A 14,564-nucleotide genomic window follows, 5' to 3' on the forward strand; every position below is an offset into this window, starting at 1 on the left:
GCGGGGTCCAGCGGATAGGGGGCCGTCAGCGGTGCCGGCCCCGGAGCTGGTCATTGATGGCGACGGACAACCCGTTGTCAGCCGAAGCTGCGGCCCTTCTGTTCGGCGTCAAGGGCGTCCTGCGGGCACGGTGTCCTTCGCTGACAGCGTGTTGCCGGACCAGCAGAGCCGGTAGAGGTCAACGTCGTCCAACAGGTCCCGGCCGGAACGGTAGAACTCGCAACGGGCGCCGGGCGGCCGGGGTGCGGAACGTGCGTGGTCGGGTGGGTAGAGGTAGGCGCGGGCCGGTAGCAGAGGCGCGAGTTCGGCGCGCGACCGGCCCACGGACAGCTGGTCGAAGTGGGAGGGTGGGAGCACGCTCGTCGTGAGTTGCCAGGCCAAGTAGACGGCGGACGGCACGAAGAAGACGGCTGCGACAACAGGGGCGACGAAGGCGACGGCGGAGCGGCGACGAGCCTCGCCTCGTACGGAGGCGAGCCGCTTGGCGGACTCCGGTAGAACCGGGCCCGGGGCTGTGTCGGCGCCCTGGTTCAGGGCGGCCTCGGTCGGCGACGCGGGTTCTTCAGCCCAGTCCGGTGTTCCGGGCACCCTCACTGGTCCCGGTTCCGGCGTCCCGGTGCGGGCGGTTGCCTGGTGCGGGAGAACCGCGGTGACATGGAACCCGCGTTCGTCGGGCTCGGTCCGCAGGGAGCCGCCGAGGACGGACATACGCTCGTGAAGTCCTATGAGCCCCCGGCCCAAGCCACTTGCTGGATCGACGCTCGCGTGCGCCGGGCCGCCGGCCGACGGGACTGCGTTCGTGACGCTCACGCGGGTACGGTCGGGCTCGTGGGTGATCCGCACGCTGATGGGACAGTCCGGCGCGTGTTTCACCGCGTTGGTGAGGGCCTCCTGCACCACCCGGTACATCCCGTGCTTGATCAGGGGCGGCAGGAGAGGCGATGCCCCGCGCCGCTCCCAGCGCACCGGTACTCCAGAGGCGACCGCCCGCGCGAGGAGGCCCTCGACAGTGTCGTTGACCGGCAGGCCCGCACCCGGGTTCCTGTTGGGCGGGTCCCGCAGGACTGCGACGGTATCCCTCAGCTGTTCCACCGCGTCCGCGATCGTCGCGCGGAGGTCGGCGAGGTCGGCGCGGTCGCGGTCGGTCAGGTCGGGCGAGAGTTCCAGAGCCCCGGCGCGCAGGGCGACCAGGCTCAGGGCGTGGCCGAGGGAGTCGTGCATGTCCGCCGCGATCTCCGAGCGTTCGGTCAGGCGCGCCCGTTCCGCGACCAGGTGCTGCCGCTCCTCCAGGCTGCGGGCCAGCCGCCAGCCCTCCCGGACGAGTTGGCGCCGACCGCGCCAGTGCCGTCCCGTGAGCCAGGGAAGCAGCAGAGCTGCGGGCAGGACGGATATCGCGTAGAACCACCACACAGGTTGCGCACGCAGCACGGCGCAGGTCGCGAGATTGACGGCAGCGCACCCGGCGAGGACCAGGAGCGGGCGCCGTGCCGCGGCTACCCGGGAGCCGAGCAGACAGCTCAGAGCGGCCAGCGACAGGACGTGGGCGTTGCCTGGAGTCGCGGGGTCGGCCAGGCCCACAACACACAATCCGTTGACGAGCACCACGGCGGCCGCCGGGCGGTGCCGGGACCACGGCACGGCCAAGGCCAGGACGGCCAGAGGGAGGAACAGGTCCATCGTCAAGGAAGCCGTGGCCGCGTCATGGAACCCGTAGCCGGTGGTAGCCGCGAGCGCGGCCCACAGAGCCGCGTCGCCGGCGCGCGCGGACCTGGCTGACGTTGTACGAGGGTGCAGCATCGTGCGTCGGCCGTCCTTCCGCTGATTTCCCTCATCTGCCAGGGTCGATTCTGTGGGACGCGCCCGGACACCCGGCCAGGGGGGATGTGCTGGGTGCGACGCAAGGGGTTCCGCCGAAGTTCAGGCGTCCCGCCGTCGCAGCACGAGGAGACCGGCCAGCTGGGCGGCGCCGGCCCACAACAGGAGGATCAACACACTCACGGCGTCCGGGAACGGGGCCTTCCCGTCACCCAGCATGAAATATCCACCCACGGTCTGCGGCATGTACTCGTTGACGGCCAGCAGCACCGGACCCCCCAGTCCGACCAGCATGCCGGGCAGGGCGGAAACCACGAGGAAGATCACGGCCACGGCGCCGGCTGCCGTGCGCAGAGCGAACGACACCCCCACCGTCAGTACGCAGATCAGCGCGGAGTACACGCCCATGGCTACGGCTTGGTACGCCACCTTCGGCAGCTCGAATTCGGCGTGTCCCTGAAAAGGGCCCCAGGCCAGGGCGATGCCCAACACGGCCCATACCATCGCGGTGACGAAGCCCACCAGGGCGCTCAGCAGCGCCTTGGCCAGCTGCACCCGGGCCCTGACCGGTACCCACAGCAGCGAGGTGCGCACGCTGCTTGTGGAGTACTCGCCCGTCACCATCGTCATGGCCAGAACTACCAGGGCGAACTGGGTGAGGATGACCGAAGACACTGAGGCATTGCCTACCGGCTGGATCGGCTTGTCGTTGATCCGGGCGATCGACCCGTAGTAGAACGTGAAGATCGAGGTCACGACAAGGCCGACCAGCAGGCAGACGTACGGCGTGCGAATGGTCCACAGTTTGGTCCACTCCGAGGTGAAGGCACCGAGGAAGCCACCGCCGGTGGGGCCGGAGGCCACCCGGCCACCGCGGTCGTCGCTCACGTCGGTCGACACTGCGCTCATGCTCCCGCTCCTTGCGTCTGCCCGGCGCACGTGCCGTCGAGCATCGTGCCGCCCGTTTCGTACTCCACGCTCTGCGCGGTGAGTTCCATGTAGACCTGTTCCAGCGAGGCGGCGACGGTCCGCAGTTCGTGCAGCCGCAGTCCCAGCCCGTGGGCCAGGTCGCCCACCTGCTCGGCACTGCGGCCCTTCACGACGAGCTCGTCGGCGGCGGGCGACTCCACGGTCACGTCGCCGTCCTTCAGAAGCTGGCTGATCAGCCTGCGCAGGTCTGCCGCGTCGGGGGTGCGCACCCGTACGGACGACAGCGTGCTGCCGGCCAACAGATCGGCCATCGGGGTGTCGGCCAGGAGCTTTCCCCGCCCGATGATCACCAGTTGGTCGGCGGTCAACTGCATCTCGCTCATCAGATGACTGGAAAGGAAGACCGTCCGGCCCTCGGCTGCCAGGGACCGCACGAGTTCACGCACCCAGCGGACGCCGTCGGGGTCGAGGCCGTTGACCGGCTCGTCGAAGATGAGTACCTGTGGGTCGCCGAGCAGCGCGCCCGCCACGCCCAGCCGCTGGTACATGCCGAGGGAGAAAGCCCCGGCGGAGCGCCGTGCCACCTTCGCCAGGCCGACCATCTCCAGCACCTCGTCCACTCGGCTCACCGGAATGCCGTTGCTGCGCGCCTGCGCCACCAGGTGGCTGCGTGCGGAGCGGGCCGGGTGCAGCGCCTTGGCGTCCAGGAGCGCGCCGACCTCACGGATCGGGTGGCGCATGGAGGAGTACGGCCTTCCACTGATGAGCGCCTCACCCTCGGAGGGGTGGTCCAGGCCGAGGATCATGCGCATCGTGGTCGACTTCCCGGCGCCGTTGGGGCCGAGGAAGCCGGTCACCAGACCACCCTTGACGTCCAGTGTCAGACCGTCCACGGCGACGGTCTCGCCGTAACGCTTGGTCAGTTGTCGCAGGGTGATCACAGAGCTCCTCGGTGCCGGTCGCGGAACACGGAAGTCGGCGGCGCGCCTACCGGCCGGCAGGTGGTGCCCGGCCACGAGGCGGGAACTGCCGCGATTCCTGTACGAGAGCGACGCTAGAAGTCCGTGGGCCCGCCGCCCATCGGTCGAACGGCAGCGGCGTCCTGCCGTTCGTCAGGGGTGCACTCCTCGCACGGGCTGATCGGCGAAACCCACCGTTGGTACCGCGGCGACTCGGCCATAGGCTCGCCGGGTGGAAGAGACGACACCGGACAGTCGCCCGGTCCGGGTGCTGATAGCCGACGACGAAGCGATGGTCCGGGCGGGGGTGCGGGCCATCCTCGCCAGGGACCCGCACGTCGAGGTGGTCGCCGAGGCGAGCGACGGGCACGAGGCCATCGCGCTCACCCGCGCGCACCGGCCGGACGTGGTGCTGATGGACATCCAGATGCCGGGTCTGGACGGGCTGACAGCAGCGGCGCGGCTCCACCGGGAATCAGCGACGGTGGGAGTGATCATGCTGACCACCTTCGGTCAGGACGAGTACGTCACGCGCGCCTTGGAGGAGGGTGCTGACGGCTTCCTGCTGAAGGCGGACGATCCGAGGGAACTGCTCAACGGGATACGGGCGGTGGGAGCCGGCGGGGCCTACCTGTCTCCGCGGGTCGCCGGCCGGGTCATCGCAGGGATGCGCGCGCACCGAGCGGCACACCCCCACCGCTCAATGGAGCGGCTCACGGAACGGGAGCGCGAGGTGCTGGCCGGACTCGGGACCGGCCTGTCGAACGCGGAGATCGCGAGCCGACTGCACCTCGTGGAGGGGACGGTGAAAGCACACGTCAGCGCGGTACTCGCGAAACTGGGCGCCCGCAACCGGGTGGAGGCGGCCATCTCCGCGTACGAGGCCGGCCTGGTTCCACCCGGTCGTCACTGACCAGGCTCAGCGTCCCCTGCACAGTCAGCCTTCCCGACGGCTACTGCGGCTACTGCGGCTACTTGTGGGCGGCGGCAGGCACCGGCACTTGCATCGGCATCTCCCTGGGCAGCCCTACTCAAGGGGTCCTTGGAGTTCAGGTCCTGCTCGATGCGCTGGGCCCGAACGGTGACCGAAAGTTTCAGCCGGCGGCCTATGACCGAGGCTGCGACACCGCACTGTGTCTCCCCGTCACCGAAGCACGGGCGGACGCCGTGCTGCTCTTCGACGGCGTCTTCCTCTTGCGCCCGGAACTGGTCGACCGTTGGGACCTCAGTATCTTCATGTCAGCCACTTTCGAACGGACGCTGGATCGCGCCCGGACCCGAGGCGAGGCGCTGGCCGGACGCGCGGCCAGCACTACCGAGGAGAAGAAGGGCCGCAAGTCGACCCGGCGGCTGCGGGGTCACGCGGCGGACGGCCACCCGGCTTCGACAGGGAACGCTGCAAAGAGCGCAAGCAGTCGACCGCGCCATTGACGAGTTCAAGGCCCACAGGGCCGTCGCGACTCGCTAGGACAAACGCGGTCACGATGTTCGGCGCTGTCACCGTCGCAGCCCTCGTCATCAGGCTCCGCTCGTGATCGCCCGGACAGGCTCCAAGCGGACGGAGCGCCTGCGTCGATGGTGAGACTCTGACGAGATCGTCCGACTGTGCTCGAAGTCGGCGACGGACAGCCCTTGAGGCCAGTGGGCCAGCGGATTTTCACCGTCAGTCGCATCAAGTCGCGCTCCGGTGGGCAGCCGGTGGACAGCCGGTGGGCAGCCGGTGGACAGCCGGTGGACAGCCGGTGGGCAACGGGTGGGCAGGCGCCTTTGGGCGAGCCAACACGAGGTCACCCAAGGGAGACTGCCGCGCCTGGTCTGATCAGGCAGAACGTCATCACGCGGCACTGTGCGACCCCACGCAGCACGAACGTTCTCGGTCCCGTAATGCGTAGGTCTCGGGTTCGCATCCCGAAGGCGGCTCGGATGGGCCCCAGGACTCACACTCACCGTGACCTGGGGTTTCTGATTTCCGGCCGGGTGGGTTGCAGGGTCGCGCGTGGAATTCAACGTCGGACCCCTTAATCCTTGTAACTTCTCCGGATGTTTGGAAACAGTCCGGGGAAGGGCCAGGAAGGGACTAGGGTGGACTTTCCGTGTTCTGGAGAGGGGAACGGCGCTGTGGGGGAAAGTCGACTGGGGATCGTGATGGTCCACGGGCTGATGTCCGGGCCGCAGGTATGGGAGCCGTTGCGCGGGCTGATCGCCGCTGACCGAACTCTCGGATTCGTCGAAACGTTGTCGTTTGAATACGCGACCGGGTTATTTTCAGTCAATCCGTTGCAGGTCTTCCCGTCGATCGACACGGTCGCCGACAGCCTCAAGGAGTACCTGGTCACCGAAGCCGGGGCTTTTGATCAGCTGCTTCTGGTCACTCACAGCCAGGGTGGGCTGGTGGCCCAGCGCTACCTGGCCCGTATGCTCCAGGACGGCAGAGGCGGTGAACTTGTCCGAATCCAGCGCCTGGTCATGCTTGCGTGTCCCAGCAACGGCTCCGAATTGCTGCTCTCCCTGCGGCGGCGCGTGCTGGGCGGGCGTCACCCGCAGGAGGCGGATCTCCGCCCGCTGAACGACCAGGTCAACACGACGTTGCGCACGGTCGTGCGTGATGTCGTGCACGCCTCCGCAGTCACGGATCGCACCTGTCCCATTCCGGTGTCGGTGTACGCGGGCGAGAGCGATGGCGTGGTGTCCCGCACGTCGGCGCAGTCCGTCTTCCCCGACAGCTCCGCCCTGCCGGGCGACCACTTCAGCATCCTCAAGGCCGATTCGCCCCGGCACCGGACATTCACCGCTCTTCGCCGGCTCATCCTCGCCACGCGCAGTGAACCCTACGTACCGGCGCCGGAGGCAGGGCCCGGGCCTGTGCCGCCCAGCATGGTTGCTCCGGCCGCGGCAGGGCGCCGCGACGTGACAGGGCGTCCCGGCAAGGGGCGGCATCGGGTGGTCGTGGCCGCGTCGGTTGCGGCTCTGGCGGTCGTTGCCTCGGTCCTGCACTTCGCGCCGATGCCCTGGGGATCGGATGCCGACGCGAAGGCTCCGGGCCCGGCGCGGACCAGTTCGAAGGCTTCGAGCCCGGTGCGGGCCGATCCGAAAGTGCCCGCTTGGCATACGAACGGAGAAAGGTACTTCGTCTTCGATATCGGAGTCGAGCCCGCAGCTGAGTATTTCAGAGTGCGTGCAAGTCAGAAATTTGATTTCTTGTGGAACATCAGCTTCAACGAAGAAGGCCTTTTGGAGGACAAGGGTCGGGGGAGTAGCTCGTACAGACCCGAGGCCGGTGCGACGGGTGCCGCGTTGCGCTTCGGCACCATCGATGATGACGATCTGCCCGACTGTATTGTCGTCGACACGGACGGCGGGATGACCATCCGCACCTGGCTCGCAGTCGGCCCCGATGGAAGCCGCATGTGTATGGAAAAGCCTGTGGCGGTCGCTGATGTCTCCCCGGAGGGGCACCTTGACGATGTCGAAGACCTCAAGGAGATTCAGTTCGCCGACATCGACGGGGATGTCCTTGCCGACTACCTGCGCATCGAACCGGACGGAAGGGTGACCGTCTGGTACAACCGGACCACCGGCCGGCATGGGCAAGCGGACGTGAAGTGGTCTGCTCCCGCGGAGATCGGCAAGCCTGTCGAGCGAGAAGGTGACATCAGGTTCGCCAACATCAACGACGATCAATTCATCGACAAGGTTCTGATCACATCTCAGGGTGGGGTGCTGGTCTGGGAAGGCCGGGGAGTCGGGGTCTTCGCCGAGAAGGAACGTACGGTCATGGCGGATACCGGAATCGCTCCGGAGCGGATTCTGATCGCCGACGTCGAAGGGACCGGCGATGCCGAGTTCCTTCAGGTCGACAAGAGCGGCCAGGTTCACCGCCTGAGCTCGCAGCCGTAGCCGGTGATCCTGCGTCCAAGGGCTGTCCCGCCGGGAATTGCGGGACAGTCCTCAGAGCTCGCAACACGATCATGGTGAGACGCGGTCTACCCTTGCTGGGGTGGCGTCCCTCGCTGTTACTGCTGCTTCGTACTCATCGGCGTCTGCCGCCATCGTCTACGCGGCGCTTCTGGACGCAGAATCCTGGCCGTTGTGGTCCCCCTACGCTGACGTCGAGTGGGATGTGCCTGCAGGAGTCGACCGACCGGCACGTGTGGGTGACCAGCGCACCATCCGTTCCCACACTGGTCGTACGTGCTGCCGCGAGCGCGTCGTCGAGATGGTTCCCGATCAGCGGTTCAGCTACGAACAGGGCGCAGGGCTGTTCACATCTCATCGAGGGTCTGTGGACCTGGTCGGAGCTTCTCAAGGCGGCACCAACATCACCTGGTCAGCGACCTACCGACACGCCCTCCCCCTCTCGCACATGTTCAGGAGACGGCGTCTGCAGGTTTGGGTCCACGATCTCGCGTCGTACGCCAACTCGATCGTGATTCGTAACTCCTAGAATTGCAGGACAGGTCACCATTCGATCTTCTTGAGACGCCTCCAGCAGATGAGGCAGCAGGCCAGGGAGATGAAGGCGTCGTGGAGTTCGGTGCGGCGTTCCCAGCGGAGGGCGAGGCGCACGGTGGCCGCCGCCGGGACGGATCCGGTCCCTGGCGTGCGGGGAAGCCACGGCGCGTGCGCCCAGCACCGCGACCGTCAGGGGCAGGACCCGCGCGCCAGCCGGCTGACGGGCCCGCCAGCAGACCGGCAGGCACCCCGCAGAACGCCAGGACCGCGCAGACCGGGCCGACGGCACGCTCCCGGAGGCGCCCTCGGGCGCGGTTCCCCGTGTTCGTCCCCGCCTCCCGGATTCTACGTATCCCCTCAGGACCTGCTTCTTCTGTCGGCTCGGGGGATCCGGAAACCCCGAACTGCCGACGCACGGCGCGATATTCTTCGACGTGGCAAGCTCCTACGGTCGGTGGTCCTGGCCGCGGAGGACCACGCGGCGATGACCCCGCTGCGGATACACCCGTCATCCGGATCCCCAGCACTCCAACCTCCCGTCGAGCGGCCCCCATCGCCAGGAGCCGCCCAGCCCCGAAGGATGACCGGATGAGCGTCGGCACCCACCGCACCCCACCGTCGGCCAACGTCGTCGCGGACGGATGGCTGCGCCGCTACCCCGCGACGGCGGGCATCCGCCGCAGACTGCTGGTCCTGCCGCACGCGGGCGGCTCGGCGGGCTTCTTCCACTCCTGGGGCACCGAGTTCGACAGCGGTACGGAGCTTCTGGTCGCGCGCTACCCCGGACGTCAGGACCGGCTGGGCGATCCCTGCATCACGGCGATGGACGAACTGGCCGACCGGGTGACCGAAGCGGTCCTCCCCTTCCACGACGTACCGCTGTCGCTCTTCGGCCACAGCATGGGGGCCTCGCTCGCCTACGAGGTGGCGCTGCGCCTGAGGCACCGGCACGGGAGCAGCCCGGCGGCGCTGCATGTGTCGAGCCGCGTGCCACCGCACCGCCTGAACCCGCGGGCCCTGCACGAACAGGGGGACGAAGCGCTGATCGAGGAGGTGCGCCGGCTCGGCGGTACCGACGACGCGGTCCTCGACGAGCCGGGCCTCCGGGAGATCATCCTGCCCGCCATGCGCGCCGACTTCGCGATCGTCGGGACCTATGGACCGCGCCCGGCCGATCCGGTGGGCTGCCCCGTGTACGCGTACATCGGGGACGAGGACCCGGGGACCTCGGTGGAGGACATGTCGGCGTGGTCCGACGTCGCGTCCGGCGGCTTTCGGCTGGACGTCCTGCCCGGAGGCCACTTCTACCTGGTCGAGCAGCGCGAGCCGCTGCTCCGGGCGGTCCTCGCCCGCCTGCACCTCGCCGACGACGGCCCCCGTCTTCCCTGACCCTTCCTCCGGCCGGATCCGCATGAAGCGCCGGCCGCCTGGGCTCCTATCCTGGGCGGGCGCGCGCGGCTCCGGCCGGGCGTGAACGACCGCAGGGGACAGGGCCATCGGGGGATCGGGTCAGCATGGGCGAAAACACGGGCAAGGACAGCGGGCGGTACACGGCGATGGAGGGCATACGTCCCCTCGCGGCCGGTGATCCGGCCCGGATCGGGCCGTATCCCCTGCTCGGGCGGCTCGGTGCGGGCGGGATGGGCCGGGTGTATCTGGCCCGCTCGGCGGGCGGGCGCACCGTGGCCGTCAAGGTGGTCCACGAGGAGCACATCGCGAACGGGGAGTTCCGGGCCCGTTTCCGGCGGGAGATCGCGGCGGCCCGCCGGGTCGGCGGGCGGTACACCGCCCCGGTGCTCGACGCCGACGCGGACGCCGAGCCGCCCTGGGTGGCCACCGGCTATGTGCCCGGCCCCTCGCTCGAACAGGCCGTCCGGGAGCACGGTCCGCTGCCCGCCGAGTCCGTACACGCCCTGGCCGAAGGGCTGTTGCGGGCGCTGGGCGGCATCCATGCCGCCGGGATCGTCCACCGGGACCTGAAACCGTCCAACGTCCTGCTCACCGTCGACGGCCCCCGCGTCATCGACTTCGGCATCGCCCGCGCCCTCCAGGTCTCCGTGGAGTCCCTGCTGACCAGCACCGGCATGGTCATCGGCTCGCCCGGCTTCATGGCGCCCGAGCAGATCCTCGGCGAGGAGACCGGGCCCGGGGCGGACGTCTTCTCCCTCGGCTGTGTGCTGATGTACGCGGCCACGGGACGCCTGCCGTTCGGGGCCGGTGTGAGCAACCAGCACGCGGTGATGTTCCGGATCGTCCAGTCCCCGCCGGACCTCACCGCGGTGACGGACACCCCCCTGCGCGAGCTGATCGAACGCTGCCTGACCAAGAGCGCCGCCGAACGCCCCGGTGTGGAGGCGCTGTTGCACGGGCTGACGCCCGCGCCGTCCTCGGCCGCCCTGCGCGGCGCCTGGCTGCCGCCGGTGCTCCTGGCCCGGCTGGCACAGCAGTCGGCACTGCTGCTCGACGCGGAGGTGCCGGAGACGCCGGAGGCCGGGGAGCCGCGGGAGGCCGGGGAGGCGCCGGAGGCCGTGGAGGCGCGGGAGGCCGTGGAGGCGCGGGAGGCCGGAGATGCCGCTGAGGTCGGGGATGACGCTGAGGCCGCTGACGCTGCGGAGCGGCCGGTGGGCCTGGACGTACGGCGTGCCCCGGAGGCCCCGGAGGTGCCGCAGGGTGCGGACGTGCCGGCGGTCGAGGATGCCGTGGCCGCCGTGCCGGGGGGCGCCGAGCCCCCGGCCGCCCCCGCTCCAGCCCTCGCTTCCGTGCCCGCGCCCGCTCCTCGTGACCTCGGCACCGTCGATCTGCGGCCGGCTTCGGTGAAGGGCGACGGTCCAGGTGCGCCGACGGCCGACTCGACGCCCGCTCTCCCGCCTGTTCCGGCCGGGGACCGGTCTCGGCTTCGCCGGCGGCGTACCTGGATCGTCGCGGCGGTCGTCGTCGCGGTGGTGGCAGCCGGCGGCACGACGGCCTTCCTCAACCGCGACCCCGGTGGCGCCGGCGACACCCGGGGCGGAGGGGCCGCCGCGCCGCCCGCCGCCAGTGGCGCCCCCTCCGGTCCTGCCGCGTCGCCCTCCGGGAAGGGCGACGACGCGGACGACAAGGACAGCGCGAAGGACGGCGCGAAGGACGGCGCGAAGGAGGAGGAGAACGGGAAGGAGAAGGACCAGGGCGACGACGGCGGTGACGGCGGTGACGGCCAAGGCGGGCAGGACGCCGGTCGCGGTGGTGGCTCCGGCTCCGGAGGCGGGTCGTCCGGGGGCGACGGGGCGGCGTCCTCCGGCGGAGGCGCCGCGCAGGGCGGGGCCGGTTCGTCGGGGGCGGGCGGCTCCGGGGGCGCCGCGAAACCGCCCGCCCCGGACCCGGACCCCGCCGCCCCGGACGGCCGGGTGCCGCAGCACTTCGTCGGGACCTGGACCATCGCGTCCCAGTACGACGTCCTCCAGCCCCACACCGTGGTCGTCCGGCGGGTGTCTCCGGGGCAGAGCGCGGTGACCCTCGTCGCCGACGTACAGGGCTCCGGGCACTGCGAGTACACGGCGAAGCTGACGTCGGTGGCGGACGGCGGGCAGCGGATCAACGTCGGAACGGCTGTGGTGGACCAGGCGCGTTCCACCGGTATGTGCCGCGACACCGACCCCTCGTTCTTCGCCGTCGCGGGGTCCGGAATCCAGCACGACGTCGGCCCGGCCCACGGCAGCGGCTACCGCTACAACCGCGCCTGACCCACGCCGGCCGGTCCGGGGCCGGCCGGTCCGGAGCCGGTCGGTCCACGTCGGCCGGTCGGTCCACGTCGGCCGGTCCCGGTCGGTCCCGGTCCCGGTCGGGGCCGGTCGGCCCGCGTCGGCCGGTCCCGACCGGTCAGTCCGACGCCTCGCCCGGGTACGCGCTCTCGAACGCCGCCTGGAACAGGGCCGTGACGTCCTGCCCGGTGAGGCCCTCGGCGCGGGCCCGGTCCAGCCATTCGGCGAGGGCGGAGCGCAGCGGTGAGCCGGGGCCGGACTGGGGCTGGGCGAGGGAGCGGGTGATGAACGTGCCCGCTCCCTGGCGTACCTCGGTGAGGCCCATCCGTTCCAGTTCGCGGTAGGCCTTAAGGGTCGTGTTCGGGTTGACCTTGGTGGTCGCCGCGACCTGGGCGGCGGTGGGCAGCCGGTCACCCTCCTCCAGGGCGCCCATGCGCAGCGCCTGCTCGACCTGCCGGACGATCTGGAGATAGGTCGCCACTCCACTGCGCCGGTCGATGCGGAACACGACCACGGTCTTCACCTTCCGCTCGATATCGACATTTTAGGGAGGAGGAGAGGGTGGTGTTCACAGCGGGCGGCGGGTGACCTGCCACACGGTGAACGCCGTGAGCAGGGCCGTTCCGGCGACCAGGATGCCTGCGGCGGTCCACTGCATCGTCGCCATCTGGCTGTAGTCGAGGTATTCGATCACGTCGTTGACGATGCCGTGTTCCTTGATGCACGCGTTCTGCGCCTTCTCGGTCGCCTCGGCGCAGGTGCCCCAGCCGTACAGGGTCCCGTCGGCGCTGCCGACCCAGCGGTCCACCTCGTACGCCTCGGCGTAACGGGCCGGGAGTTCGCTGCCCATCGGGTAGGTGAAGATGTGCGTGTCGCCGAGGCGTCGGCGCACCTCGTCCCAGACGAACATGGTGGTGATCGCCGTGAAGAGGAACGTGATCACCATGGCCGGGAGCGTCCGGCGGATCAGGGTGCCGATGGTGATGCCGGCCGCGGTGAGGAAGAGAAGGAACGCGGGCAGGACGGGCCCGGTGTTGTCGAAGATGACGCCGTCGATCCACTCGCTGAGGAAGACCGAGCGGTAGGGCTTCCACCACCAGGTGAACAGCGCCGAGAGCACCACGCCGGAGACCAGCGCGAGGGTGTAGGCCAGGCCCAGCTTGGCGATCAGCCACTGGCGGCGGGTCGCCGACTGGGTGGTGACGAGCTGCGCGGTGCCGTTCTCCTGGTCGCCCGCGATCAGCGGGGCGCCGATGAAGACGGCGAGGATCAGAGGGAGTCCGCCGAGGACGGAGGTGATGTAGTTGTAGCCGCGGTTGTTCTCCAGTGGCTGGCCCGCGTCCTTCTCCGGCCAGCCCTTCGCGTCGAGCAGCTGGACCAGCTCGTTGCGCTCGTACACGATCCAGAGCGCGGTCAGCAGCGTGAGGCCGAGGACGCAGACCAGCGCGGTCCGGTGCTGGCGTACGACGAGCCACGGCATTCCGCGCAGCAGGCGGCGTCCGGAGCCGGGTCCGGCGGGCTTCTCGGTGAGGGTGGTGCTCATGCGGCCTGGGTCCCTTCGGCCTCGATGCGGGCGCCCTGGGTGTAGAGCGAGGGCGCGTCCGGGGAGCGGAGATGGGCGAGGAGGACTTCCTCCAGGGAGGGTTCGGCGCTCTCCCAGTCGGCCGGGAGCGGAGCCTTCGGCCGGATCATCGCCTGGAACTGCCGTCCCTGGAGGCGGGTTTCGACGACGGTGTGGTCGGCCAGCTCGGGCGGCAGTGAGCCGTCCCGGGCCACCCCGGTGACCAGCGCGTGGGCCGGGACCAGCGCGTCGGCGTCACCGGCCATCCGGATCCGGCCCTCGGAGACGACCAGCAGGTAGTCGCACATGTCCTCCAGCTCGGTCAGCATGTGCGAGGACATCACCACCGTGGTGCCGCGCTCGACGGCCTCCGCCATCAGCAGGGTGCTCATCTCGTCGCGGGCCAGTGGGTCGAGGTCCGACATCGGCTCGTCCAGGAGCAGCAGGTCCGGCCGCTTGCCGAAGGCGAGCGCGAAGGCCACGCGGGTGCGCTGGCCGCCGGAGAGCGTGCCGACCCTCGCGTGTGGCGGGATGTTGCCCGAGCGGACGATCCGTGTCGCCGCGGCCGCGTCCCAGGCGGGGTTCAGCTCGGCGCCCATGCGCAGGGTGTCGGCCACGGTGAACCGCTTGAACAGCGGCTTCTCCTGGCCGAGGAACGCGAAGGTGGGCATCACGGCGGGGTCGTCGACCGGTACGCCGAAGATCCGCAGTTCGCCGGTGGTCGGCTGCACCTGCCGGGTCGCCAGCCCGAGCAGGGTGCTCTTGCCCGCCCCGTTCGGGCCGACCAGACCACAGATGCGGCCGGCCGGGATCCGGAAGGAGCAGTCGCGCAGCGCCCAGCCGCGCCGGTAGCGCTTGCCCAGGCCGCGGGCTTCCAGCGCCCAGCTGCCGGAGCCGGGCGTCGTGTTCGGAGTGCCCGTGTCCGCCACGCGCCTCACCTCAATTCCAGGAGCAATTCCATGAGTCAATTAATGGAATCATGGAGTCGCGGGGGAATGGCTGTCAAGCCGGGCAGGCCGGTGGGACCGGGGCGGGGCGAGGCCGGGGCGCGGTAGTCCGGGCGCGGGGCAGGAGGACGGGGAGAGGGAGAGGGAGGAGGACGGGGAGTGG

At 70.1% G+C, this 14,564-nt stretch carries 12 protein-coding genes; 6 read left to right on the forward strand and 6 right to left on the reverse strand.

Features of this window, described 5'->3' with window-relative positions:
- Positions 1-108: 108 nt before the first annotated feature.
- The 3 genes from ACH4KB_RS08565 to ACH4KB_RS08575 form a co-directional block, all read right to left on the reverse strand.
- Positions 109-1,797 carry a sensor histidine kinase gene (locus tag ACH4KB_RS08565; RefSeq protein WP_398064968.1) on the reverse strand — a complete coding sequence of 563 codons (1,689 nt, stop codon included), beginning with the start codon at positions 1,795-1,797 and terminating at the stop codon, positions 109-111.
- A gap of 120 nt (positions 1,798-1,917) precedes the next feature.
- Positions 1,918-2,724, reverse strand: coding sequence for an ABC transporter permease (locus tag ACH4KB_RS08570; protein WP_398064970.1), 807 nt, complete (start codon positions 2,722-2,724; stop codon positions 1,918-1,920).
- Positions 2,721-3,686: an ATP-binding cassette domain-containing protein gene (locus ACH4KB_RS08575; RefSeq protein WP_398064972.1), complete on the reverse strand. Its 966-nt coding sequence runs from the start codon at positions 3,684-3,686 to the stop codon at positions 2,721-2,723. The genes ACH4KB_RS08570 and ACH4KB_RS08575 overlap by 4 nt, the downstream gene beginning before the upstream one ends.
- Positions 3,687-3,972: 286 nt before the next feature.
- Between ACH4KB_RS08575 and ACH4KB_RS08580 the strand changes: the two genes are divergently transcribed.
- From ACH4KB_RS08580 to ACH4KB_RS08605, 6 genes are all read left to right on the forward strand, one after another.
- Positions 3,973-4,617, forward strand: a complete 645-nt coding sequence (locus tag ACH4KB_RS08580) for a response regulator (RefSeq protein ID WP_398065608.1) — start codon at positions 3,973-3,975, stop codon at positions 4,615-4,617.
- A gap of 254 nt (positions 4,618-4,871) precedes the next feature.
- Entirely contained in the window at positions 4,872-5,135 is a 264-nt protein-coding gene (locus ACH4KB_RS08585) for a hypothetical protein (RefSeq protein WP_398064974.1), read from the forward strand.
- A gap of 714 nt (positions 5,136-5,849) precedes the next feature.
- The gene (locus ACH4KB_RS08590; protein ID WP_398065609.1) at positions 5,850-7,601 is read left to right on the forward strand and encodes an esterase/lipase family protein; all 1,752 of its coding nucleotides are present in this window, start codon (positions 5,850-5,852) and stop codon (positions 7,599-7,601) included.
- A 100-nt stretch (positions 7,602-7,701) separates the two neighbouring features.
- Complete coding sequence (locus tag ACH4KB_RS08595) at positions 7,702-8,148, forward strand: SRPBCC family protein (RefSeq protein WP_398064976.1); 447 nt, start codon at positions 7,702-7,704, stop codon at positions 8,146-8,148.
- Between the two features lie 596 nt (positions 8,149-8,744).
- Positions 8,745-9,545 carry a thioesterase II family protein gene (locus ACH4KB_RS08600; protein WP_398064979.1) on the forward strand — a complete coding sequence of 267 codons (801 nt, stop codon included), beginning with the start codon at positions 8,745-8,747 and terminating at the stop codon, positions 9,543-9,545.
- A 125-nt stretch (positions 9,546-9,670) separates the two neighbouring features.
- The gene (locus tag ACH4KB_RS08605; RefSeq protein WP_398064981.1) at positions 9,671-11,875 is read left to right on the forward strand and encodes a protein kinase; all 2,205 of its coding nucleotides are present in this window, start codon (positions 9,671-9,673) and stop codon (positions 11,873-11,875) included.
- A 136-nt stretch (positions 11,876-12,011) separates the two neighbouring features.
- Here ACH4KB_RS08605 and ACH4KB_RS08610 read toward each other — a convergent pair whose 3' ends face one another.
- Genes ACH4KB_RS08610 through ACH4KB_RS08620 form a run of 3 tightly spaced genes read right to left on the reverse strand, consistent with a single transcriptional unit; the run spans position 12,012 to position 14,383 of the window.
- Positions 12,012-12,416 carry a GntR family transcriptional regulator gene (locus ACH4KB_RS08610; RefSeq protein ID WP_398064983.1) on the reverse strand — a complete coding sequence of 135 codons (405 nt, stop codon included), beginning with the start codon at positions 12,414-12,416 and terminating at the stop codon, positions 12,012-12,014.
- Between the two features lie 45 nt (positions 12,417-12,461).
- Positions 12,462-13,436, reverse strand: coding sequence for an ABC transporter permease (locus tag ACH4KB_RS08615; RefSeq protein ID WP_398064985.1), 975 nt, complete (start codon positions 13,434-13,436; stop codon positions 12,462-12,464).
- Complete coding sequence (locus ACH4KB_RS08620) at positions 13,433-14,383, reverse strand: ABC transporter ATP-binding protein (RefSeq protein ID WP_398064987.1); 951 nt, start codon at positions 14,381-14,383, stop codon at positions 13,433-13,435. The genes ACH4KB_RS08615 and ACH4KB_RS08620 overlap by 4 nt, the downstream gene beginning before the upstream one ends.
- Positions 14,384-14,564 lie beyond the last annotated feature (181 nt).

Origin of the sequence: Streptomyces sp. NPDC017520 (assembly GCF_044329855.1) — a bacterium.
Classification (GTDB): Bacteria; Actinomycetota; Actinomycetes; order Streptomycetales; family Streptomycetaceae; genus Streptomyces.